This window comes from Pseudomonas sp. PS01300 (assembly GCF_029960155.1).
Lineage (GTDB): Bacteria > Pseudomonadota > Gammaproteobacteria > Pseudomonadales > Pseudomonadaceae > Aquipseudomonas > Aquipseudomonas palmensis.
Window position 1 is genome coordinate 42,035 of sequence record NZ_JASCPN010000027.1, and the last position, 22,227, is coordinate 64,261.

Below are 22,227 nucleotides of genomic sequence, written 5' to 3' on the forward strand. Positions count from 1 at the left end.
TGCGAACTGGTATCAACAAAGGCTGAGGATAATAGCAGACCCGGCCTTTGCTGAACACCAATCACCTTCATAGCCCTGATAAATTCCATTAATCGGCCTGACGACGCAGGAAAGCCGGGATATCCAGATAATCCAGGTCGTCCTGCGGGTTCAGCTTCTGTGCCGCAGCGGCCCCGGCGTGAGCCTGGTTGCGCATGACGGTCGGACGCTCCAGATCGCGGTAGTTGACCGAAGGTTGCTCCGGACGGGCCGGCGCAGGGGCTGGGGTCTGTACAGCGGACGCTTGCAGGGTGTTGTCGATGACCTTGACCGGTTTCTCGATCTTGGCACCCAGGCCGGTGGCTACCACGGTGACGTGCAGCTCGTCGCGCATGTCCGGGTCGATGACGGTACCGACCTTGACCATGGCGTGGTCGGAGGCGAATGCCTCGATGATGCTGCCCACATCGGAGTATTCACCCAGCGACAGGTCAGGACCTGCGGTGATGTTCACCAGGATGCCGCGGGCGCCCTGCAGGTTGACGTCTTCGAGCAGCGGGTTGCGGATGGCCGCCTCGGTCGCTTCACGCGCACGGTTCGGACCGCTGGCGCAGCCGGTACCCATCATGGCCATGCCCATCTCGCTCATCACGGTACGCACGTCGGCGAAGTCGACGTTGATCATGCCCGGACGCTTGATGATGTCGGAGATACCGCGAACGGCACCGGCGAGCACGTCGTCAGCCTTGGCGAAGGCCGACAGCAGGCTGGCATCCTTGCCCAGGATGGTCAGCAGCTTCTCGTTCGGAATGGTGATCAGCGAATCGACGCTGTCGGCCAGGGCACGGATGCCCTCGTCGGCGATCTGCATGCGCTTGCGACCTTCGAACGGGAACGGACGGGTCACCACTGCAACGGTGAGGATGCCCATTTCCTTGGCCACTTCGGCGATGATCGGAGCAGCACCGGTACCGGTACCGCCGCCCATGCCGGTGGTGATGAACACCATGTTGGTGCCTTGCAGCACTTCGGCGATGCGCTCACGGTCTTCCAGCGCGGCCTGACGACCGACTTCCGGATTGGCACCTGCACCCAGGCCCTTGGTCACGCCGGTACCCAGTTGCAGGATGGTGCGCGCGCCGATGTTTTTCAGCGCTTGAGCATCGGTGTTGGCGCAGATGAATTCGACGCCTTCGATGTTGCTCTTGACCATGTGATTGACGGCGTTGCCACCGCCGCCACCGACGCCGATCACTTTGATGACCGGGCTTTGCGGGACGTTGTCTACGAGCTCGAACATTTTCCCTCTCCTTTCAGTTCTCTAGTTTTTTGCGCCTACTACTACTGCTTTGAAACTTAAAAGTTGCCCTGGACCCAGCGCTTGAGTCGCTCAAGCACCGGGGCCTTCGGTTCATCGCCATAGCTGTTGCTGCTGATACCGGTCAGGGTCACGCCTTCGGACTGCTTCTGCAGGCCATAGGTCAGAAGGCCCACGCCGGTGGAATAGATGGGGTTGCGCACCACGTCGCTCAGGCCCCGCACGGTGTAAGGCACGCCCAGGCGTACCGGCATGTGGAAAATCTCTTCGGCCAGTTCCACCGCGCCTTCCATCTTGGCGGTACCGCCGGTGAGCACGATGCCGGCCGGCACCAGGTCTTCGTAGCCACTGCGACGCAGTTCGGCCTGGATCAGGGTGAACAGTTCGTCGTAGCGTGGCTCGACCACTTCGGCCAGGGCCTGGCGCGACAGTTCGCGCGGCGGACGATCGCCCACGCTAGGCACCTTGATGGTTTCGCCGGCGCCGGCCAACTTGGCCAGGGCACAGGCGTAGCGGATCTTGATCTCTTCGGCGTACTGGGTGGGGGTACGCAGCGCCATGGCGATGTCGTTGGTCACCTGGTCGCCGGCAATCGGAATCACCGCCGTGTGGCGGATGGCGCCCTCGGTGAAGATCGCGATGTCGGTGGTACCGCCGCCGATGTCCACCAGGCACACGCCCAGCTCTTTTTCGTCATCGGTCAGCACCGAGTAGGCCGAGGCCAGTTGCTCGAGGATGATGTCGTCGATTTCAAGGCCGCAGCGGCGCACGCATTTTTCGATGTTCTGTGCTGCATTGACCGCACAGGTGACCACGTGCACCTTGGCTTCCAGGCGCACGCCGGACATGCCCAGCGGCTCGCGCACGCCTTCCTGGTTGTCGATCACGTAGTCCTGCGGCAGGGTGTGCAGCACCCGCTGGTCGGCCGGGATGGCCACGGCCTGGGCCGCGTCCAGCACCCGCTCCAGGTCCGCCGCGCTGACTTCGCGATCGCGGATGGCGACGATACCGTGGGAGTTCAGGCTGCGGATGTGATTGCCCGCCACGCCGACGAACGCCGAGTGAATCCGGCAGCCAGCCATCAGCTGGGCCTCTTCGACGGCGCGCTGGATCGACTGCACGGTGGATTCGATATTGACCACCACGCCCTTCTTCAGCCCGCGCGATGGATGGGTGCCGATACCGACGATTTCCAGGGTGCCATCGGCGGCCACTTCGCCCACCAGTGCAACCACCTTGGACGTACCGATATCCAGCCCGACGATCATTTTGCCGCTATGCGCATTTGCCATGGGTCCTGCCTCTCTCTAATTCTTCGCAACAGCGGGTTGGGCTGTCGTCGGTGCATTCGGTTCCCGCCAGCCAACGGCCAGGCCATTGGCGTAACGCAGATCGATGCGGGCGATGTTCGTGATCTGTTCTTTGAGCGTCTTGTCGTAAATGGCAATGAAGCGGCGCATCTTTTCCACCAGATGGTCGCGCCCCAGCAGCAACTCGATACCCGGCCCGGCGCTGCCGGCACCGGTGGTCAGGAACCAGCTGCCCCGCTCGCGCAGTTCCAGCCGGGCGATCGAGAAGCCCATGGGCCGCAACATCTGGCTCAGTACCTGATATTGCTGCATCACTTGCTGCTGCGCCCGCTGCGGCCCGAACAGCTGCGGCAGGTGCTCGTAGTTGGCAAGCTCGCGCGGGGTGAAGGCCTGGCCCTGGTTGTTGAGCAGGGCCTCGTCGCCCCAGCGCGCCACCGGCAGCTGTTCCTCGAGGCGGATCACCACTTCGTCCGGCCACACGCGACGCACTTCGGCATGCGCGATCCACGGCATCTGCTCGAGCTCGGTGCGCATGCTGGCCAGGTCGACGGTGAAGAAGCTGGCGGCCACATAGGGCGCGATACGCTGCTGCACGGCCTGCTGGCTGATGTAGCTCAGGTCGCCCTGCACGGCGATCTTGGTGATCGGCCGGTCGGCATACGGCATCAGGCGCTGTGCGCCCTCGTAGGCACCGAACCCGGCCACTACCAGCAGAACCGGCCACAGCAGACGCTTGAACACGCTGAAATTGGCCTTGGGCAGGCGCGCCGACAGTGGCTCCTTGGCCACCATCCGGCTGGCACCGCGCGGCACCGGCTTGCGGCCGGTGGCGGGTTGCTGATGACGTACCATCGCGCCTTGCATGGGCTTAACCTCGCGCCTCGACGCTGGCCGCCAGGATCGCCAGCACCAACTGCTGGAAGTCCAGGCCGGCCGCGCGTGCCGCCATTGGGACCAGGCTGTGATCGGTCATGCCTGGTGCGGTGTTGACTTCCAGAGGCCAGAAGTTGCCCTGCTCGTCCTGCATCACGTCCAGACGACCCCAGCCGGCAATGCCGATGGCGTCGCACGCACGTGCGGTCAGTTCGATCAGTTCCTGTTCCTTGGCAGCGTCCAGGCCGCACGGAATGCGGTACTGGGTATCGTTGGCGACGTACTTGGCGTCGTAGTCGTAGAACGTGTGCGGGGTGCCCAGCGCAATCGGCGGCAGCACCTGGCCGCGCAGCACGGCAATGGTGAACTCCGGACCGTGAATCCATTGTTCAACCAATACTTGCGAGTCGTAGGTGGCGGCGTCCTTCCAGGCAACGATCAATTCTTCGACGCTGCTCACTTTCGCCATACCGATACTGGAGCCTTCATGGGCCGGTTTGACGATCAAAGGGAAGCCCAGTTCCGCGCCCGCAGAAATACAGTCTTGCTCGCTGGCCAGCACCGCGTGATGCGGGGTTGGAATACCCAGGCTTTTCCACACCTGTTTGGTGCGCAACTTGTCCATCGCCAGGGCCGACGCCAGGATGCCGCTGCCGGTGTAGGGGATACCCAGGCACTCGAGCAGGCCCTGCATGCTGCCGTCTTCACCGCCACGGCCGTGGAGAATGATGAAGGCGCGGTCGAGCTTCTCGCGCTGCAGACGGTCGAGCAGATCGTCACCCACATCGATGGCGATCACCTCGACGCCGGCGCTGGTGAGCGCCTCGATCACTGCGGCGCCGGACTTGAGCGACACCTCGCGCTCGGCGCTCTTGCCGCCGTACAGCACGCCGACACGGCCGAAGGCCTTCGGGTCAATGGTCGAGTGCAGCTTGGAGTATTGAGCAGTCATTTGGCCTTCCCTGCGGTGGCAACCGCGCCCGCGAACAATGGGCTTTTCAACAATTGCGGGGCCAGGCCACCGATGTCGCCGGCACCCTGGCACAGCAGGATGTCACCGGCACGCAGCAGCGGCTTGACCAGTGGCGCCAGCTCGATGCCGCGCTCGATGTAGATCGGGTCCAGCTGGCCACGCTGACGGATGCTGTGGCACAGCTGGCGGCTGTCGGCCCCCGGAATCGGCTCTTCGCCGGCCGGGTAGACCTCCATCAGCAGCAGCACGTTGGCATCGGCCAGCACCTGCACGAAGTCGTCGTACAGGTCGCGGGTACGGCTGTAGCGGTGCGGCTGGTAGACCATCACCAGGCGGCGCTCCGGCCAGCCACCGCGCACGGCCTTGATCACGGCCGCCACTTCGGTGGGGTGGTGACCGTAGTCGTCCACCAGCATCACGCTGCCACCGTCGACCGGCAGTTCGCCGTACACCTGGAAACGTCGGCCCACGCCCTGGAAGCCCGAAAGCCCCTGCACGATGGCCTCGTCGCTGATGCCCTCGTCGGTGGCGATGGCAATGGTGGCCAGTGCATTGAGCACATTGTGGTTGCCCGGCATGTTCACCGACACGTCCAGCGGCTCGCGGTCACGGCGCAGCACGGTGAAGTGGGTCTGCATGCCCGACTGGCGCACATTGATCGCGCGCACGTCGGCTTCCTCGGCAAAGCCGTAGGTCACTGCCGGGCGCTTGACCAGCGGCAGGATCTCGCGCACCACCGGATCATCCAGGCATACCACGGCCAGGCCGTAGAATGGCAGGTTGTGGAGGAACTCGACGAAGGTCTTCTTCAGCTTGTTGAAGTCGCCCTCATAGGTCGCCATGTGGTCGGCGTCGATGTTGGTGACCACGGCCACCAGCGGCTGCAGGTGCAGGAAGCTGGCGTCGCTTTCGTCGGCTTCGGCGATCAGGTAGCGGCTGGTACCCAGTTGTGCATTGGTACCTGCTGCATTCAGCCGGCCACCGATCACGAAGGTCGGGTCCAGGCCGCCGGCGGCGAACACCGAGGCCAGCAGGCTGGTGGTGGTGGTCTTGCCGTGGGTACCGGCTACCGCGATGCCGTGACGATAGCGCATCAGTTCGGCGAGCATCTCGGCACGCGGTACCACGGGGATACGCCGCTCAAGGGCCGTCGCCACTTCCGGGTTGGCCGTATTGATGGCACTGGACACCACCAGTACATCGGCACTGGCGGCGTTCTCGGCGCGGTGGCCAAGGAAGATTTCGGCACCAAAGGACTCCAGGCGCTCGGTGACCGGCGAGGCCTTGAGGTCCGAGCCGGAAACCTGGTAACCCAGGTTGAGCAATACCTCGGCAATACCGCACATGCCCACGCCGCCGATACCGACGAAGTGGATGCGGCGGATACGGCGCATTTCAGGTTGCGGGATGGCTTTCTGGCTTTCAACCATGGGCCACCTCCAGGCAGATATCGACCACGGTGCTGGTAGCCGCGGGTTTGGCCAGGCGTCGTGCGGTGCTGGCCATGGTGTCGAGTTTTTGCGGTTGCATCAGTACCTCGTTCAGGCGTTCAGCGAGCTGCGCTGCGCCAGTTGTCGCTTGCGGCATCAGGAAGGCGGCGCCTTCACGTGCCAGATAGTGGGCGTTGTGGGTCTGGTGATCGTCGATGGCATGGGGCAGCGGCACCAGCATCGAGGGCAGACCGGCCGCAGCCAGTTCGCTGACGGTCAGCGCACCGGCCCGGCAGATCACCAGGTCGGCCCAGCCATAGGCGTGGGCCATGTCTTTGATGAACGGCTCTACCTGAGCCTCGATCCCGGCCTCGCGATAGCGCTCGGCGGTAATCTGGTCATGCTGCTTGCCGGCCTGGTGGAACACCTCGGGGCGCAGGGCCTCGGGCACCAGGGCCAGGGCCTGCGGCAACAGTTTGTTCAACGGCTCCGCGCCCAGGCTGCCGCCCAGCACCAGCAGGCGCGCGCGGCGCCCGGCCAGTGGCGCGCGCACAGGCTCCAGGAACAGCTCGCCGCGCACCGGGTTGCCGGTGGTGCGCAGTTTGTCGCTGGCCTCGAAGGTGTTCGGGAAAGCTTCGCAGACTCGGCCTGCCAGCGGCACCAGCAGCCGATTGGCGGTACCGGCCTTGGCGTTCTGCTCGTGGATCACCACGGGCACGCCAGCCAGCTTCGCCGCCACACCGCCCGGGCCGGTCACATAGCCGCCAAAGCCGACCACACACACCGGCTTGAGCCGACGGATGATGCGCCGCGCCTGCAGCACCGCCTTGAACAGGGTGAACGGCGCCTTGAGCAGCGACAGCTTGCCCTTGCCACGCAAGCCGGTGACCTGGATCAGGTGCAGTTGCAACCCGGCCTGGGGCACCAGCTCGTTTTCGATACCGCGTGGGGTGCCCAGCCAGTGCACGGTGTAACCGCGTGCCTGGAACTCACGGGCGCAGGCCAGGGCCGGGAACACGTGGCCCCCGGTGCCGCCTGCCATGATCAATACGTTTTTGCCTTCAACGGCCATGTCTTGGCTCCTCGGCAAAATCGCTCTCATCGAATTCATGTTCTTCGCTGCCCAGGTGCGTGCGGCTCTCCCACTCGATGCGCAGCAGCAGGCCCATGCACACGCAGCAGATCACCAGCGAGCTGCCGCCGTAGCTGAGGAACGGCAGGGTCAGGCCCTTGGTCGGCAGCAGGCCGACGTTCACCCCGATGTTGATCAGAAACTGGCCGATCCACAGGAAGGCCAGGCCGTAGGCCATGTAGGCGGCAAAGAACTGCTTGGCTTTCTCGGCCCACAGACCGATGTACATCGCGCGCAGGCTGACGAACACGAACAGCGCAACGGTCAGCAGCGAACCGACCACGCCCAGCTCTTCGGCCAGTACCGAGAACACGAAGTCGGTGTGTGCTTCGGGCAGGTAGAACTGCTTCTGCACGCTGTTGCCCAGGCCCACGCCCAGCCACTCACCGCGGCCGAAGGCAATCAGGGCCTGGGTCAGCTGATAGCCGGAACCGAATTGATCCGACCAGGGGTCGGTGAAGGTGATCAGGCGCGCCATCCGGTAGGGCTGCGCCTGTACCAGAATGAACACCGCCGCCACCGCCAGCACCACCATCAGGCTGAAGCGGAACAGCCCCACCCCGCCCAGGAACAGCATCGCCGCGGCGGCGCCCATCATCACCACCGTGGCGCCGAAGTCCGGCTCCATCAGCAGCAGGCCGGCCATCGGCAGCAGCACGATGAACGGCTTGAAGAAGCCCATCCAGCTCTCGCGCACCTCGGTCTGGCGGCGCACCAGGTAGCCCGCCAGGTAGATCACCACGAACACCTTGGCGATCTCGGAAGGCTGCACGTTGAAGAAGCTGAAGCCGATCCAGCGCATCGAGCCGTTCACTTCGCGGCCGATGCCCGGCACCAGTACCAGCACCAGCAACCCGAAGGCACCGACCAGCATCATGAAGCCCATGCGCTGCCAGGTGGCGATCGGCACCATCATGGTGACGACGCAGGCGACCAGGCCGATGGCCACGTACACCAGGTGACGGATCATGTGGTAAAGCGGGTTGCCCGACTGCAACGCGGCCACTTCCGAGGAGGCCGAGGTGATCATCACCAGGCCAAGGCCCAGCAGCGCCAGGCAGCCCGCGAGCATGGCGAAATCGAGATCGATGCCGCGACCAGTGACCAGGGGGGACGGATAAGGCTTGATGATGCCGAAGATCATGCCAGCCCCTCCACGGCCTGGGCGAACAGGCGCCCACGCTCTTCGAAGTTCTTGAACATGTCCAGGCTTGCGCAGGCAGGCGACAGCAGCACCGCGTCGCCCGGCTGGGCCAGCGCGGCGCCCTGCTGCACGGCTTCGTCGAGGCTGCCGACGCGAATCAGCGGCACGCTGTCGCCCAACGCCTGGGCCAGGCGCTCGGCATCACGGCCCAGCAGCACCACGGCGCGGCAGTGCGCCGCCACCGGGGCACGCAGCGCCGAGAAGTCCGCGCCCTTGCCGTCGCCGCCGGCCACCAGCACCAGCTTGCCGTCGATATCCGCACCCAGGCCTTCGATGGCCGCCAGCGCGGCACCGACGTTGGTGGCCTTGGAGTCGTCGTACCAGCTCACGCCGTCACGCTCGCGCAGCCACTGGCAACGGTGGGCCAGGCCGGCAAAGGTGCGCAGGCTGGCCAGCATGGCGTCGAACGGCAGGCCTGCAGCATGCCCCAGGGCCAGCGCCGCGAGGGCGTTGGACTGGTTGTGCGCACCACGGATCTTCAGCTCGCGCACCGGCATCAGGGTCTGGAACTCGAACGCCAGGTACTTCTCGCCGTTCTCTTCGCGCAGCCCGAAGCCCTTGAAGTCGGGCACATTCAGGCCGAACGTCCAGCACGGCACGTTTTCCATCGGCAGCGGACGGCTCAGTGCATCCTGGCGGTTGACCACCACCTGCCGTGCGCCACGGAAGATCCGGTGCTTGGCCAGGTGATAGGCCGGCAGGCCGCTGTAGCGGTCCATGTGGTCTTCGCTGACGTTGAGCACGGTGGCCACTTCGGCATTCAGCTGATCGGTGGTCTCCAGCTGGAAGCTCGACAGCTCCATCACGTACAGCTCGATGGCGTCGTCCAGCAGGTCCAGTGCCGGGGTACCGAGGTTACCGCCCACTGCCACACGTTTGCCTGCCGCAACGGCCATCTCCCCGACCAGGGTGGTGACGGTGCTCTTGGCATTGGAACCGCTGATGGCAATGATCGGCGCCTTGGCATTGCGCGCGAACAACTCGATGTCGCCCGACAGCTTCACGCCGCGCGCGGCCGCCTGCTGCAGGGCCGGGGTCGCCAGGGCCAGGCCGGGGCTGACGTACAACTCGTCGGCACGGCACAGGAAATCCACATCCAGTTCGCCACAACGCACTTCCACCTGCGGGTAGTCGCGACGCAAGGTCGCCAGCTCCGGCGGGTTCTCGCGGGTGTCGGCCACCGCAAACGCAATGCCCCGGTTCGCCAGGAAGCGAACCAGGGACATGCCGCTCTTGCCGAGGCCGACAACGATGCGGAAGTGGTCAGACGCGATCAGGGACACTCGTTTCTACCTCAGTTTCAGGGTGGCAAGGCCGAACAGTACGAGAATCACGGTGATGATCCAGAAGCGGACGATCACCCGAGGCTCGGGCCAACCCTTGAGTTCAAAGTGGTGGTGGATCGGTGCCATGCGAAACACGCGCTTGCCGGTCAGCTTGAAGGAAGCCACCTGGATCACCACCGACAGGGTCTCCATCACGAACACGCCGCCCATGATGAACAGCACGATCTCCTGACGCACGATCACGGCAATGGTGCCCAACGCGGCACCCAGTGCCAGGGCGCCGACGTCACCCATGAACACCTGCGCCGGGTAGGTGTTGAACCACAGGAAGCCCAGGCCCGCGCCGATCAGCGCGCCGCAGAACACGATCAGCTCGCCCGCGCCCGGCACGTAGGGGATCAGCAGGTATTCGGCGAACTTCACGTTGCCCGACAGGTAGCAGAAGATACCCAGCGCACCACCGACCATCACCGTCGGCATGATCGCAAGGCCGTCCAGGCCGTCGGTCAGGTTGACCGCGTTGCTCGAGCCCACGATGACGAAATAGGTCAGCACCACGAAGCCGATGCCCAGCGGGATGGTGACATCCTTGAGCATCGGCACGATCAGGGTAGTTTCCACGCTGGTGGGCGCGGTCATGTACAGGAAGATCGCCGCGCCCAGGCCGAACACCGATTGCCAGAAGTACTTCCAGCGGCTCGGCAGGCCACGCGAGTTCTTCTCGATCACCTTGCGGTAGTCGTCGACCCAGCCGATGGCGCCGAACAGCAGGGTGACGATCAGCACCACCCACACATAACGGTTGGTAAGGTCGGCCCACAGCAGCGTGCTCACGCCGATGGCGGACAGAATCAGCGCACCGCCCATGGTCGGGGTGCCGGACTTGGAGAGGTGCGATTGCGGGCCGTCATTGCGCACGGCTTGACCGATCTGGCGAATCTGCAGGGTACGAATCATCCAGGGGCCCAACCACAGGGCCAGCGACAACGCGGTCAGTACACCCAGAATCCCGCGCAGGGTCAGGTACTGAAAGACCGCGAAGCCTTTGTAGAACTGTTGCAGATACTCAGCCAGCAGCAGCAGCATTAATGTTTCTCCCCGCTGGAACCGCACAAGGCCGCCACGACGTTTTCCATCGCAGCGCTGCGCGAACCCTTGATCAAAATGGTGGTGTTGTTGGCCTGCTCGACGCGAACGGCGTCGATCAAGTCAGCTTGAGTGGCGAAATGATGGGCCCCGGTGCCAAATGCCTTGACCGCTTCGGCCATCATCGGGCCCACGGCATAAAGTGCTGCAACCTTGCCCCTGGCGTATGCGCCGACCTGCCGATGCCCTTCCTCGGCCCACTGGCCCAATTCGCCGATATCCCCGAGCACCAGGACGGTACGCCCGGAAAAGCCGGCGAGTATATCAACGGCAGCGCACATGGAGGTGGGGTTTGCGTTGTAACTGTCGTCGATCACGCGCACACCGGTGGGCGCCATGTGCACCACGGTGCGGCCCTTGACCGGCTGCACCGCGTCAAGACCCTCGACGATGCCTTCCAGTGTCACGCCGAAAGCCTGTGCGGCAGCCGCGGCGGCCAGGGCGTTGCTGACATTGTGAGTGCCCAGCAGGTTGAGCTGGACGCGGGCGTTGCCCAGCGGGCTGCGCAATTCGAAACCGGGGCAGCCCCGTTCGTCGTGACGAATGTCGGTGGCATGAAAATCTGCGTCGGCATTGGCCAGGGCGAAAGTGATCACAGGGTGATGGCCGGCGCGCTGCTTCCAGATGCCGAACGCCTTGTCATCCAGGTTCAATACCGCCACGCCATCCTGGCCCAGGCCTTCGAGGATCTCGCCCTTGGCTTCGACGATTTTCTCCGGCCCGCCGAACTCACCCACATGAGCGGTACCGGCGTTGTTGATGATCACCACCTGCGGCCGGGTCAGGCCGACGGTGTAGGCGATTTCGCCGATGCGCGAGGCGCCCAGCTCGATGACCGCCGCCGTATGGTGCGGGGCCAGCTCCAGCAGGGTCAGCGGTGCGCCGAAGTCGTTGTTGAGGTTGCCACGGGTGGCCAGTACCGGCCCGCGGGTGCGCAGGATGCTGGCCAGCATCTCCTTGACCGTGGTCTTGCCACTGGAGCCGGTGATTGCGGCAACCGGCTTGTCGAAGGCGGCGCGATTTAGCGCCCCCAACTGGCCCAGGCCCAGGCGGGTATCGGCAACCACCAGTTGCGGCAGGTTGCTGCCCGGCACTTCGTGCTGCACCAGCGCCGCGACGGCGCCCTTGGCTGCCACTTCGTCCAGGTAATCGTGACCGTCGAAACGCGGCCCGGCCAGGGCGACGAACAACTGGCCAGGGGTGATCGCGCGGCTGTCGATGCTGACGCCATCGAAGGTTGCATCCTGGCCATGCAGGCGGCCCTGCAGCGGCGCTACCAACTGGCTGAGGGACATTGACTCAAGCATTCGGGGCCTCCCAGGCTGCCAGGGCTCTCTCGGCCTCGACCAGGTCGGAGAAGTCATGGCGCTCGCCGTTGATCTCCTGGTAATCCTCGTGCCCCTTGCCCGCCAGCACGATGACGTCGTCGGCAGCGGCGGTGGCAATCAGGTGCGCAATCGCCGGGCCACGGCCGGCGATGAACTCGACGCTTTCACCCCGGGCGAAACCTGGGCGGATATCGTCGAAAATCTGCTGGGGCGCCTCGCTGCGCGGGTTGTCGTCGGTGACCAGCACGCGGTCGGCCAGGCGCTCGGCCACTTCGGCCATCAGCGGGCGCTTGCCGCGATCGCGGTCGCCGCCGCAGCCGAACAGGCACAACAGCTTGCCTTGTGCATGGGGACGCAGGGCTTCGAGGACCTTTTCCAGGGCATCGGGGGTGTGGGCGTAATCGACCACCACCAACGGCTTGCTGCCACCGCCCAGGCGCTGCATGCGCCCTACGGGGCCTTCGAGCTGCGGCGTGACCTTGAGAATTTCGTCCAGCGGATGATCCATCGCCATCAGCGTGCCGACCGCGGCCAGCATGTTGCTGAGGTTGAAGCGCCCGAGCAGGCGGCTGCGCAGCATATGCTCGCCCTGTGCCGTCACCAGCACCGCACGCACGCCATCGTCGTCGAACTTCGCTTCGCGGCAGTACAGCGAGGCGGCAGGGTCGACGAGGCTGTAGCTGATCAGACGCGAATCACCCTTCTGCGCCGCCAGCTCACGCCCGAAGGCATCGTCCAGATTGACCACCCGCGAACGCAGGTCGGGCCAGGCGAACAGGCGCGCCTTGGCGGCCTGGTAGGCCTCCATGCTGCCGTGGTAGTCCAGGTGATCGCGTGACAGGTTGGTCATTACCACGATGTCGAAGGCCAGTGCCGCTACCCGGCCCTGTTCCAGCGCATGGGAGGACACTTCCATGGCCACGGCCTTGGCGCCAGCCTTCTTCAGGTCGCCCAGGGTCGACTGCACGGCAATCGGATCTGGCGTGGTCAGCCGGCCACTTTGCAGCTGGCCATAGAAGCCGGTACCCAGGGTGCCGATCAGGCCGCAGTGCTGGCCCAGCAGGTCGAGCGCCTGGGCCACCAGCTGGGTGACGCTGGTCTTGCCGTTGGTGCCGGTCACGCCGATCAGCTCGAGCTGGCGGCTCGGCTCGCCATAGAAGCGCCCCGCGATATCCGACAGCTGGGCAATCAGGCCCTTGACCGGAATCATCGGCACATCGGTGATCGGCAGCACGGTGGTGTTCTGCACTTCATAGGCCACGGCTGCCGCGCCGCGCTTGAGCGCATCGGCAATATGCTCGCGGCCGTCGACACGCGCACCCGGCACCGCGAGGAACAAGTCCCCGGCACGGACCTTGCGGCTGTCCAGGGTCAGTTCACGGATCAACGGGTCGTTGTTGCCGCTCAGGGCAAACAGCTTACTCAATGGCATCGACATCAACCGCGCCCTCCCTTGGCGGGCGCAGCACCGGCCTGCTGCTGTGGAGTAGGAGCCGGCAGGTTGTCTGGCGGCACGTTCATCAGTCGCAGGGTGCCGGACATGACCTTGCTGAATACCGGCGCCGATACCAGGCCGCCGAAGTAGCCACCCTTGCTCGGCTCGTCGATCACCACCACGATGGCATAGCGCGGATCGCTCATCGGGCCGAAGCCGGTGAACAGCGAGCGGTAGGCGTTCTCGGTGTAGCCCTTGGAACCGACGGTGGCCTTACGGGCCGTACCCGACTTGCCGCCCACGTGATAGGAAGGCACCTGCGCACGGAACACGCCACGTGGCGCTTCGATGACCTGCTGCAGCATGCCCTGGATGGTCTTGGCGGTATCCTCGGGCACCACCTGGGTGGCTTCCGGGGTCTTGTCCACCTTGAGAATGCTCAGCGGTACCATCTTGCCGTTGTTGGCCAGCGCGGCGTAGGCATGCACCAGCTGCAACGCGGTCACCGACAGGCCGTAGCCGTAGGACAGGGTCGCGGTCTCGGCCTTGCGCCACTCGCGGTGGTTGGGCAGGTTGCCGACACGCTCGCCCGGGAAGCCCAGGCCGGTGTACTGGCCCAGGCCCAGTTGCGACATCACGCGGTAGATGGACTCGCCACCGATATCGAAGGCGATCTTGCTCATGCCCACGTTACTGGAGTTGATCAGGATGCCGGTCAGGTCGAGGATCGGGCCTTCGCTCCTGGACACGTCACGAATGGTGTAGCGGCCCAGCTGCAGGGTGCCCGGATAGACCTCGACCTTGTCGGTCGGCTTCCAGCGTCCGCTCTGCAGGGCGGCGCTCATGGAGAAAGGCTTGACCGTGGAACCCGGCTCGAACACGTCGATGATGGCACGGTTGCGCATCGCCGCCGGGAACATGCTGCGGCGGTTGTTGGGGTTGTAGGTGGGCTGGTTGACCATGGCCAGCACTTCGCCGGTCTTCACATCCATGATCACCAGGCTACCGGCCTTGGCTTCCTGTTCGGCAATCGCGTTACGCAGTTCGCGGGTGGCCAGGTACTGCAGACGCAGGTCGATGGACAACGCCAAGGTCTTGCCGGCCTTGGCGTTCTTGGTGACCTGTACGTCCTTGATCAGCCGGCCGCGCCGGTCCTTGATCACCTGCCGCTTGCCGGGCACCCCGGCCAGCCACTCGTCGTAGGCGAGCTCCACCCCCTCGCGACCGTGATCGTCGAGGTCGGTGAACCCGACCATGTGCGCAGCGACATCGCCGGCGGGATAGAAGCGGCGGAACTCCTCGATGCCGTACACGCCGGGCACCTTGAGGTCGAGCACCACCTGGCCCTGCTCCGGGGTAAGGCCGCGGACCAGGTAGATGAATTCCTTGTTGGCCTGCTGTTCGAGGCGCTCGGCCAGTTGCTGCGGGTTCTGCTTGAGCGCGGCGGCAAGCGCCGGCCAGCGGTCCTTGGCAGCCTGCATTTCCTTGGGGTTGGCCCACAGGGTGGTGACCGGCGTACTCACGGCCAGCGGCTCGCCGTTGCGGTCGGTGATCAGCCCGCGGTGCGCAGGAATCGGAATGTGACGCAGGCTGCGGGCATCGCCCTGCCCCTTGAGGAAGTCGCGGTCGACCACCTGCAGGTCGACGATACGCCAGGCAATGGCCCCCACCATGATCACCAGCAGGCCGACCACAACGCGGAACCGCCACGGGTAGAGTGCGCCTTCAAGTTTCATCATGGCGCCACCATCCGTACTTCGTCAGCGGCGGGAATGCGCATGTGCAGCTGTTCGCTGGCCAGGTTCTCGATGCGGCTGTGGGCGGTCCAGGTGCTCTGCTCCAGAATCAACCGGCCCCACTCGGCCTGCGCCTTGTCGCGTTCGTTCAGCTCGCCGTACAGGGTATTGAGCAACTGGCGGTTCCAGTGCGCACTGTAGGACACCGCCACCGACGAAACGAGCACGCCAATGAACAGCAGCAGCATCAGGAAGCTGCCGCCTGGCAAAGGCTTGGCGAAAAGCCTGCTCAACGCAGCTTCTCCGCCACACGCATGACCGCACTACGCGAGCGCGGGTTGGCCTTGAGCTCGGCCTCGGAGGCGAACTGCGCCTTGCCATGGACCTTGATCTTGGGCTCGAAGGGCTTGTGTTGTACCGGCAGGTTGCGCGGCAGGTTGTCGGCCTCTCCCTTGGCCAGCTTGCGCATGAACAGCTTGACGATGCGGTCTTCCAGCGAATGGAAGCTGATGACCACCAGACGGCCACCGATCTCGAGCGTGTCGAGGGCAGCCTCGAGCCCGGCTTCGAGGTCGCCCAGCTCGTTGTTGACGTGAATGCGCAGCCCCTGGAAAGCACGGGTGGCGGGGTTCTTGCCCTTTTCCCACGCGGGGTTGGCGACCTTGAGCACTTCGGCGAGGTCGGCGGTACGGGTAAAGGGTTGCTGCTCGCGACGGGCGACCACGGCGTTGGCCATGCGCTTGGCGAAACGCTCTTCGCCGTACTCCTTGAACACGCGGGCGATTTCTTCGGCCGGCGCGGTGGCGATGAACTCGGCGGCGCTGACGCCACGACTCGGGTCCATGCGCATGTCCAGCGGGCCGTCGTTCATGAAACTGAAGCCGCGCTCGGGGTCATCGAGCTGCGGCGAAGACACGCCCAGGTCGAGCAGGATGCCATTGACCTTGCCGGACAGGCCCCGCTCGGCGACTTCGGCGCCCAGCTCGGCGAAACTGCGCTGCACAATGACAAAGCGGCCGTCTTCGGCCGCCAGCGCTTGCCCGGTGGCAATCGCTTGTGGGTCCTTGTCGAACCCCAGCAGCCGACCCTGCGGCCCCAGGTGCTGGAGAATCAGCCGGCTGTGCCCGCCACGCCCGAAGGTGCCATCCAGATAGCAGCCATCGGCGCGTACGGCGAGAGCCTCGACGGCTTCGTCAAGCAGTACGGTGATGTGTTTGAAGCCACTATCTATAGTCACAGGATCAGATCACGCAGTTCATCAGGCATCGCGCCCGGTTGTTGAATGGCCACCAGGTCAGCTGCAGCAACAGCGTTCCAGGCGTCCTCGTCCCACAGTTGGAATTTGTTCAGTTGCCCCACCAGCATCGCCCGCTTGTCCAGCTTGGCGTACTCGCGCAGACGCGGTGGCACCAGGAAACGCCCACTGCCGTCGAGCTCCAGATCCACCGCATTGCCGATCAGCAGACGCTGCAGGCGACGGTTCTCTTCGCGTAACGACGGCAAGGCACGCAGCTTGGCTTCGATCAGTTCCCACTCATCCAGCGGATACACGCACAAGCAGGGATCAACCGCGTCGATCGTCACGATCAACTGCCCGGAACTGCGCGAATCGAGCTCGTCACGGTACCGGCTCGGCATTGCGAGACGGCCTTTTGCGTCGAGGTTGATTGCGTTGGCTCCGCGAAACACGGCTGCACTTCCCTAAATGTTAGCTTTTTTGTGTCTGAAAACCCACTTCATGCCACTTTCCGCCACTTGCGCACACTATAGGAATCCGCCCACCACACCGTCAAGGCGCGCTTATAAGGAAAACCCTTACAGATCGGCGATTTAGAGCAACAAGGCGATACAAAGAGGAGAATCGAGAGGGGTTTTGACGGGGAAAGGCAAATTCACTCAAACGGATAGAGTGCAAAGTTAAAGTGATTTATGAAGAGTAAGATTTTTTTGGTATTACCAGAACACATCTGCTATCGAATCAAGCAGGAAGGGAAAAGGTGGAGAGTCGATCTGTAAGCCGGGTTCTGTCGAGGACAGTCATTCCTCTACGACGGCCATCACTGGACGCCTTTAGCAACCTACCCGGTTCCAACGCGGGCCGCGCCATATGGAACCCTATTTGGTCTTGCTCCGAGTGGGGTTTACCTAGCCACGGACTGTTGCCAGCCGTGCGGTGCGCTCTTACCGCACCTTTTCACCCTTACCGGCACCGAAGTGCTTAGGCGGTTATTTTCTGTGGCACTTTCCGTAGGCTCACGCCCCCCAGGCATTACCTGGCACTCCGCCCTATGGAGCCCGGACTTTCCTCCCCCCTCTTTTGCGGAACAAAAGAAGGCAGCGACTGTCCAATCGACTCTCCGCCGCAAAGGTTAACGGCAGCGGGCCCCGAGAACAAGCGATAAAACAAATAATATCACTATGACATTAGTGGTCTTTCTGTTTTTCCAACGCTATTTGATACAAAACATTCTTCCGCACCCCGGTAATTTCCGCCGCAAGGGCTGCTGCACGCTTGAGCGGCATCTCTGCCAGCAGAAGATCAAGCACGCGCATCACTTCGCTGCTCACGGCCTCTTCGTTCTCCGGGGCGGTCCAGCCCGCCACCAGCACCACGCACTCCCCACGCTGCTGATTGCTGTCGTTTTCGACAAACGCGCGCAGCTCGGCCAGGGGCAGCCCCTTCAGGGTCTCGAAGGTCTTGGTCAGCTCACGAGCCAGCAACGCCGGCCGTTCGCCGCCAAACACCGCCTCCATGTCCTGCAGACACTCCAGAATGCGGTGCGGCGCCTCATAGAAAATCAGCGTACGGGGTTCTTCCTTGACCTGGCTCAGGCGCGCGCGGCGACCTACCGCCTTGGCCGGCAGAAAACCCTCGAAGATGAACCGGTCGGACGGCAGGCCCGCCGCCGACAACGCCGCGATCAGTGCGCAGGCGCCCGGTACCGGCACCACATCGATGCCCGCCGCTCGCGCCTGGCGCACCAGATGGTAGCCCGGGTCAGAGATCAGCGGCGTACCGGCATCGGAGATCAACGCCACATCGTCGCCGGCCAGCAGGCGCGTGATGAAGCGGCTGCCCTCGTCGCGCTCGTTGTGCTCGTGACAGGCGGCCAGCGTCGTGTTGATGCCGAAGTGCTGCAGCAGGCGGACCGAGTGGCGCGTGTCCTCGGCCGCGATCAGCGCCGCCTCGCGCAGCACCTTCAAGGCCCGGGCGCTCATGTCATCCAGGTTGCCAATGGGCGTAGCCACCACGAAAAGCTTGCCGGCAGTGGAATTGGAAGCACCTGGAGCATCGGTCACAGCACACACCTGTAAATAGAGAACAAAGCGCCATTGTAGCCCGTAAGGCGGCAACAATGCGTTACCCACAGCGGCGGCACGCCTGCGCAGGGCGACCTATATTGAAGGATTAACGCCAGCAAGATCGCGCCCCGGCCAGCGCTTGGGTACAATTACAGGTTAATTTGATCGAGTAACAGGATTTTTACATGATCGCTTGCCTGCGGCTGCTCTCAGCCCTCTGCCTCGCTGCCCTGCTGGCAGCCTGCGCCAGTTCGCCCTCGTCCAGCCTGGGTGAGCTGCCGCGCACTCCGGATGCCAGCATCGAGCAACTGCTCGACCAGGCCGCCACCAGCAAGACACCTGAAAAGGCTGCACTGCTGCGCCTGAGCGCCGCTGACCTGGCCTACCACCAGAAAGACTTCGCACGGGCCTCGCGGATCCTCGAGCAGGTGCCACTGGACACCCTCAAGCCGGCCCAGCAAGTGTTCGCCAGCACCCTTGGCGCCGAGCTGGCGATGAGCCGCAACCAGCCCAAGGCCGCCCTCACCGCCCTGAGCCACCCGAGCCTGGCCCGGTTGGACGAACTGCCGCCCGAGCTTCAGGTGCGCACCCGCAGCGTGCATGCCGCCGCCCTGGAAGCCGATGGCCAGACCCTGGCTGCCGCGCAACAGCGCGTCGCCATGGCTCCCCTGCTCAGCGGCGCCGCCGCCAGTGCCAACCACGAGGCCATCTGGAACCTGGTTGCCGCCCTGCCCACCGAACAACTGCAAGGCACCGGCACCGACGTGATGGCCGGCTGGACCAGCCTGGCCCTGGCCGTCAAGAGCGCCGGCACCCTCGAACAGCAGCAGGCCGCCATCGAAAGCTGGCGCAACCAGCACGCCGGCCACCCTGCCGCCGTGCAACTGCCACAGCCCCTGCTCAAACTCAAGGAACTGGCCAGCCAGCCGCTGACCAAGATCGCGCTGCTGCTGCCCCAGGAAGGCCCGCTGGCAGGTGTTGCCCGCGCCCTGCGCGACGGTTTCATGGCGGCGCACTTCCAGGCCCAGCAGGCCGGCCAGAAGCCGCCTTCGGTCGAAGTCTTCGACAGCTCGCGCCTGACCTCCCTCGATGACTTCTACCGCAAGGCCCAGGCCAGCGGCGTCCAGCTGGTGGTAGGCCCGCTCGAGAAGAACCTGGTCAAGCAGTTGAGCGCCTACCCGCAACTGCCGATCACCACCCTGGCACTGAACTACAGCGACGCCGGCCAGACCGGCCCGGCGCAACTGTTCCAGTTCGGCCTGGCCGCCGAAGACGAAGCCCGCGAAGTCTCGCGCCGCGCCCAGGCCGACGGCATGCGTCGTGCCGTGGCCCTGGTGCCGAGCGGCGAATGGGGCGATCGCGTACTCAAGGCCTTCCGCCAGGACTGGGAAGCCAAGGGCGGCACCCTGATTGCCGCTGCCCACGTGTCGCAGCCGGTAGCCCTGGCCCAGCAGATCGCCGACCTGTTCCAGCTGCGCCAGAGCGAAGGCCGCGCCAAGAGCCTGCAGAGCACCGTGGGCGGCAGTGTCTCGGCACAGCCATCGCGTCGCCAGGACATCGATTTCATCTTCCTGGCCGCAACCCCGACCCAGGCCCAGCAGATCAAGCCGACGCTGAACTTCCAGTACGCCGGTGACGTACCGGTGTATGCCACCTCCAACGTGTACAGCGCCAGCGGCAACGTCAACGAGTACAACGACATGAACGGCATTCGCTTCTGCGAAACGCCGTGGCTGCTCGACACCGGCAACAGCCTGCGCCAGCAGGTGGTACGCCAGTGGCCGCAAGCGGCCGGCAGCATCGGCCGCCTGTATGCGATGGGTGCCGATGCCTACAGCCTCGCGCCGCGCCTGGGCCAGCTCAAGGCACTGCCGGACAACCGTATCGAAGGCCTGTCCGGCAGCCTGAGCATGAACGCCAACCAACGCATCGAACGCCAGTTGCCATGGGCCGAGTTCACCGGCGGTCAGGTCAAGCGCCTGCCGGACACCCCGCGCTGATGCCCGACGGTTCTCGCCAGGCCGCAGGTATCGCGGCCGAACAGCAGGCCCTGCATTACCTTCAGTCGCAGGGCCTGCAGTTGCTGGCGCAGAACTGGCGATGCAAACGCGGCGAGCTTGATCTGGTCATGCTTGACGGCGATACAGTAGTATTCGTCGAAGTCCGCTACCGGCTGCACGCGGGCTTTGGCGGAGCACTGGCCAGCGTCGATACCCGCAAACAGCAAAAACTGGTGCTAGCGGCCCAGTATTTTCTGCAGCAGGAGGCGCGCTGGGCCAACCAGCCCTGTCGTTTCGACGTGATTGCCCTGCAGGGCCGCGGCCACTCGGGCACACCGCTCGACTGGCTGAAGAACGCTTTCGACAGTTGAACCCGCCCCGCTTGATGCATCCGTTACCCACTCAACTTTTTTGCTCTTTGTTTCGCGGGCTGCACAGTCATGTGCCGCAGGGTCTTCAAGACGTTGCGACACGCCCGACCAGCCGCCCCACTTAAGGTCACACAGATGGACATGCAATCCCGAATTCGCCAGCTATTCCAGGCCAGCATCAACACCAAGCAACAGGCGATGGAAGTCCTTGCACCACACATCGAGCAAGCCAGTCAGGTGATGGTCAACGCGCTGCTCAACGAGGGCAAGATGCTCGCCTGCGGCAACGGCGGCTCGGCGGGCGATGCCCAGCACTTCTCGTCCGAACTGCTCAACCGCTTCGAGCGCGAGCGCCCGAGCCTGCCGGCCATCGCGCTGACCACCGACAGCTCGACCATTACCTCGATCGCCAACGACTACAGCTACAACGAGATCTTCTCCAAGCAGATCCGCGCCCTGGGCCAACCGGGCGACGTGCTGCTGGCGATTTCCACCAGCGGCAACTCGGCGAACATCATTCAGGCGATCCAGGCCGCACATGATCGCGAAATGATTGTCGTAGCTCTGACCGGACGCGATGGCGGCGGCATGGCCTCGCTGCTGCTGCCCGAAGATGTGGAGATTCGCGTACCGGCCACCGTCACCGCACGCATCCAGGAAGTCCACCTGCTGGCGATCCACTGCCTTTGCGACTTGATCGACAGCCAATTGTTCGGGAGTGAAGAATGACCCCTAATCGCCTTGGCCTGATGGCCCTGACCCTGTGCCTGAGCATCACCGGCTGCAGTTCGGTGATTACTGCCAGCCGCGAAAACCCGATCGAGGACGATCGCGGCACCCGCACCTTCGGCAGCAAGATCGACGACTCGCTGATCGAAACCAAGGTAGCGGTGAACGTGGCCAAGGCCAGCCCGGACCTGGACAAGAACTCGCACATCGTCGTCACCAGCTTCAACGGCATCGTGCTGCTGGCCGGGCAGACCCCGCGCGCCGACCTCAAGAGCCTGGCCGAGCAGACCGCCGGTCAGGTGCAGCGGGTCAAGAAGGTGCACAACGAACTTCAGGTGCTGCCGCCCTCCTCGCTGCTGGCGCGCAACAATGACGCCTGGCTGACCACCAAGATCAAGGCCCAGATGCTGACCGACAGCAACATCCCCGGTTCGCGCATCAAGGTGGTGACCGAGAACGGCATCGTCTACCTGCTGGGCCTGCTGACCCAGCAGGAAGCCAATCAGGCCACCAACCTGGTGCAAGGCGTGTCGGGTGTGCAGAAGATCGTCAAGCTGTTCGAATACATTGACTGACCGCGGCTTCACGCCCTTCGCCGGCCTCGCCGGTGAAGGGCGTGAAGCCGCCGGCGCACCGCCACCCCCCCCGCCACCCCACACGAATACCCAAGAAGA

General features: G+C 64.4%; 20 protein-coding genes and 1 other RNA gene. 4 read left to right on the top strand and 17 right to left on the bottom strand.

Going from position 1 to position 22,227, the window contains the following annotated elements; genetic code table 11:
- Nucleotides 1–88: 88 nt before the first annotated feature.
- The 17 genes from ftsZ to rsmI all read right to left on the bottom strand — a co-directional run bounded on the left by ftsZ (nt 89) and on the right by rsmI (nt 18,450).
- Nucleotides 89–1,279: a cell division protein FtsZ gene (gene ftsZ / locus QMX96_RS14760; protein ID WP_043862072.1), complete on the bottom strand. Its 1,191-nt coding sequence runs from the start codon at nt 1,277–1,279 to the stop codon at nt 89–91.
- A 56-nt stretch (nt 1,280–1,335) separates the two neighbouring features.
- On the bottom strand, nt 1,336–2,589 hold the full coding sequence (gene ftsA, locus QMX96_RS14765) for a cell division protein FtsA (protein ID WP_043862071.1): 1,254 nt from the start codon (nt 2,587–2,589) through the stop codon (nt 1,336–1,338).
- A gap of 15 nt (nt 2,590–2,604) precedes the next feature.
- Nucleotides 2,605–3,471, bottom strand: a complete 867-nt coding sequence (locus QMX96_RS14770; RefSeq protein ID WP_043862070.1) for a cell division protein FtsQ/DivIB — start codon at nt 3,469–3,471, stop codon at nt 2,605–2,607.
- 4 nt (nt 3,472–3,475) lie between these two features.
- Complete coding sequence (locus QMX96_RS14775; protein WP_043862069.1) at nt 3,476–4,432, bottom strand: D-alanine--D-alanine ligase; 957 nt, start codon at nt 4,430–4,432, stop codon at nt 3,476–3,478.
- The gene (gene murC, locus QMX96_RS14780; protein WP_043862068.1) at nt 4,429–5,883 is read right to left on the bottom strand and encodes a UDP-N-acetylmuramate--L-alanine ligase; all 1,455 of its coding nucleotides are present in this window, start codon (nt 5,881–5,883) and stop codon (nt 4,429–4,431) included. The genes QMX96_RS14775 and murC overlap by 4 nt, the downstream gene beginning before the upstream one ends.
- Nucleotides 5,876–6,955, bottom strand: coding sequence for an undecaprenyldiphospho-muramoylpentapeptide beta-N-acetylglucosaminyltransferase (murG, locus tag QMX96_RS14785; protein ID WP_043862067.1), 1,080 nt, complete (start codon nt 6,953–6,955; stop codon nt 5,876–5,878). The genes murC and murG overlap by 8 nt, the downstream gene beginning before the upstream one ends.
- Nucleotides 6,945–8,156, bottom strand: coding sequence for a putative lipid II flippase FtsW (gene ftsW / locus QMX96_RS14790; protein WP_173925074.1), 1,212 nt, complete (start codon nt 8,154–8,156; stop codon nt 6,945–6,947). Before ftsW ends, murG begins: the two co-directional genes overlap by 11 nt.
- Complete coding sequence (gene murD / locus QMX96_RS14795) at nt 8,156–9,502, bottom strand: UDP-N-acetylmuramoyl-L-alanine--D-glutamate ligase (RefSeq protein ID WP_282361976.1); 1,347 nt, start codon at nt 9,500–9,502, stop codon at nt 8,156–8,158. The genes ftsW and murD overlap by 1 nt, the downstream gene beginning before the upstream one ends.
- A gap of 6 nt (nt 9,503–9,508) precedes the next feature.
- The gene (gene mraY, locus QMX96_RS14800; protein WP_043862064.1) at nt 9,509–10,591 is read right to left on the bottom strand and encodes a phospho-N-acetylmuramoyl-pentapeptide-transferase; all 1,083 of its coding nucleotides are present in this window, start codon (nt 10,589–10,591) and stop codon (nt 9,509–9,511) included.
- Entirely contained in the window at nt 10,591–11,958 is a 1,368-nt protein-coding gene (gene murF / locus QMX96_RS14805) for a UDP-N-acetylmuramoyl-tripeptide--D-alanyl-D-alanine ligase (protein ID WP_210014200.1), read from the bottom strand. Before murF ends, mraY begins: the two co-directional genes overlap by 1 nt.
- Nucleotides 11,951–13,417, bottom strand: a complete 1,467-nt coding sequence (locus QMX96_RS14810) for a UDP-N-acetylmuramoyl-L-alanyl-D-glutamate--2,6-diaminopimelate ligase (protein ID WP_043862062.1) — start codon at nt 13,415–13,417, stop codon at nt 11,951–11,953. Before QMX96_RS14810 ends, murF begins: the two co-directional genes overlap by 8 nt.
- A complete protein-coding gene (locus QMX96_RS14815) occupies nt 13,417–15,150 on the bottom strand; it encodes a penicillin-binding protein 2 (RefSeq protein ID WP_162484872.1) in 1,734 nt (577 codons plus the stop codon). The genes QMX96_RS14810 and QMX96_RS14815 overlap by 1 nt, the downstream gene beginning before the upstream one ends.
- Nucleotides 15,150–15,443, bottom strand: coding sequence for a cell division protein FtsL (gene ftsL / locus QMX96_RS14820; protein ID WP_043862060.1), 294 nt, complete (start codon nt 15,441–15,443; stop codon nt 15,150–15,152). The genes QMX96_RS14815 and ftsL overlap by 1 nt, the downstream gene beginning before the upstream one ends.
- A complete protein-coding gene (rsmH, locus tag QMX96_RS14825; protein WP_088515589.1) occupies nt 15,440–16,381 on the bottom strand; it encodes a 16S rRNA (cytosine(1402)-N(4))-methyltransferase RsmH in 942 nt (313 codons plus the stop codon). Before rsmH ends, ftsL begins: the two co-directional genes overlap by 4 nt.
- A 2-nt stretch (nt 16,382–16,383) precedes the next feature.
- Nucleotides 16,384–16,839 carry a division/cell wall cluster transcriptional repressor MraZ gene (gene mraZ, locus QMX96_RS14830; protein ID WP_043862058.1) on the bottom strand — a complete coding sequence of 152 codons (456 nt, stop codon included), beginning with the start codon at nt 16,837–16,839 and terminating at the stop codon, nt 16,384–16,386.
- 308 nt (nt 16,840–17,147) lie between these two features.
- Nucleotides 17,148–17,507: RNase P RNA component class A (rnpB, locus tag QMX96_RS14835), an RNA gene on the bottom strand.
- A gap of 67 nt (nt 17,508–17,574) precedes the next feature.
- Nucleotides 17,575–18,450 (bottom strand): 16S rRNA (cytidine(1402)-2'-O)-methyltransferase, encoded by an 876-nt coding sequence (gene rsmI, locus QMX96_RS14840; protein WP_282361981.1) that lies wholly within the window; start codon nt 18,448–18,450, stop codon nt 17,575–17,577.
- 188 nt (nt 18,451–18,638) lie between these two features.
- Between rsmI and QMX96_RS14845 the strand changes: the two genes are divergently transcribed.
- The 4 genes from QMX96_RS14845 (at nt 18,639) to QMX96_RS14860 (ending at nt 22,128) form a co-directional block, all read left to right on the top strand.
- Nucleotides 18,639–20,453: a penicillin-binding protein activator gene (locus QMX96_RS14845; protein ID WP_058540875.1), complete on the top strand. Its 1,815-nt coding sequence runs from the start codon at nt 18,639–18,641 to the stop codon at nt 20,451–20,453.
- Nucleotides 20,453–20,824, top strand: a complete 372-nt coding sequence (locus QMX96_RS14850; protein WP_282361979.1) for a YraN family protein — start codon at nt 20,453–20,455, stop codon at nt 20,822–20,824. The genes QMX96_RS14845 and QMX96_RS14850 overlap by 1 nt, the downstream gene beginning before the upstream one ends.
- Nucleotides 20,825–20,959: 135 nt before the next feature.
- Nucleotides 20,960–21,553 (top strand): phosphoheptose isomerase, encoded by a 594-nt coding sequence (locus QMX96_RS14855; protein WP_043862054.1) that lies wholly within the window; start codon nt 20,960–20,962, stop codon nt 21,551–21,553.
- Nucleotides 21,550–22,128 carry a BON domain-containing protein gene (locus QMX96_RS14860; protein ID WP_043862053.1) on the top strand — a complete coding sequence of 193 codons (579 nt, stop codon included), beginning with the start codon at nt 21,550–21,552 and terminating at the stop codon, nt 22,126–22,128. Before QMX96_RS14855 ends, QMX96_RS14860 begins: the two co-directional genes overlap by 4 nt.
- Nucleotides 22,129–22,227 lie beyond the last annotated feature (99 nt).

Excerpts from the sequence above, each read along its gene's own strand:
- ftsZ (WP_043862072.1), bottom strand. The coding sequence starts at position 1,279 with ATGTTCGAGCTCGTAGACAACGTCCCGCAAAGCCCGGTCATCAAAGTG.
- ftsA (WP_043862071.1), bottom strand. The coding sequence starts at position 2,589 with ATGGCAAATGCGCATAGCGGCAAAATGATCGTCGGGCTGGATATCGGT.
- QMX96_RS14770 (WP_043862070.1), bottom strand. The coding sequence starts at position 3,471 with ATGCAAGGCGCGATGGTACGTCATCAGCAACCCGCCACCGGCCGCAAG.
- QMX96_RS14775 (WP_043862069.1), bottom strand. The coding sequence starts at position 4,432 with ATGACTGCTCAATACTCCAAGCTGCACTCGACCATTGACCCGAAGGCC.
- murC (WP_043862068.1), bottom strand. The coding sequence starts at position 5,883 with ATGGTTGAAAGCCAGAAAGCCATCCCGCAACCTGAAATGCGCCGTATC.
- murG (WP_043862067.1), bottom strand. The coding sequence starts at position 6,955 with ATGGCCGTTGAAGGCAAAAACGTATTGATCATGGCAGGCGGCACCGGG.
- mraY (WP_043862064.1), bottom strand. The coding sequence starts at position 10,591 with ATGCTGCTGCTGCTGGCTGAGTATCTGCAACAGTTCTACAAAGGCTTC.
- murF (WP_210014200.1), bottom strand. The coding sequence starts at position 11,958 with ATGCTTGAGTCAATGTCCCTCAGCCAGTTGGTAGCGCCGCTGCAGGGC.
- QMX96_RS14810 (WP_043862062.1), bottom strand. The coding sequence starts at position 13,417 with ATGTCGATGCCATTGAGTAAGCTGTTTGCCCTGAGCGGCAACAACGAC.
- QMX96_RS14815 (WP_162484872.1), bottom strand. The coding sequence starts at position 15,150 with ATGAAACTTGAAGGCGCACTCTACCCGTGGCGGTTCCGCGTTGTGGTC.
- QMX96_RS14845 (WP_058540875.1), top strand. The coding sequence starts at position 18,639 with ATGATCGCTTGCCTGCGGCTGCTCTCAGCCCTCTGCCTCGCTGCCCTG.
- QMX96_RS14850 (WP_282361979.1), top strand. The coding sequence starts at position 20,453 with ATGCCCGACGGTTCTCGCCAGGCCGCAGGTATCGCGGCCGAACAGCAG.
- QMX96_RS14855 (WP_043862054.1), top strand. The coding sequence starts at position 20,960 with ATGGACATGCAATCCCGAATTCGCCAGCTATTCCAGGCCAGCATCAAC.
- QMX96_RS14860 (WP_043862053.1), top strand. The coding sequence starts at position 21,550 with ATGACCCCTAATCGCCTTGGCCTGATGGCCCTGACCCTGTGCCTGAGC.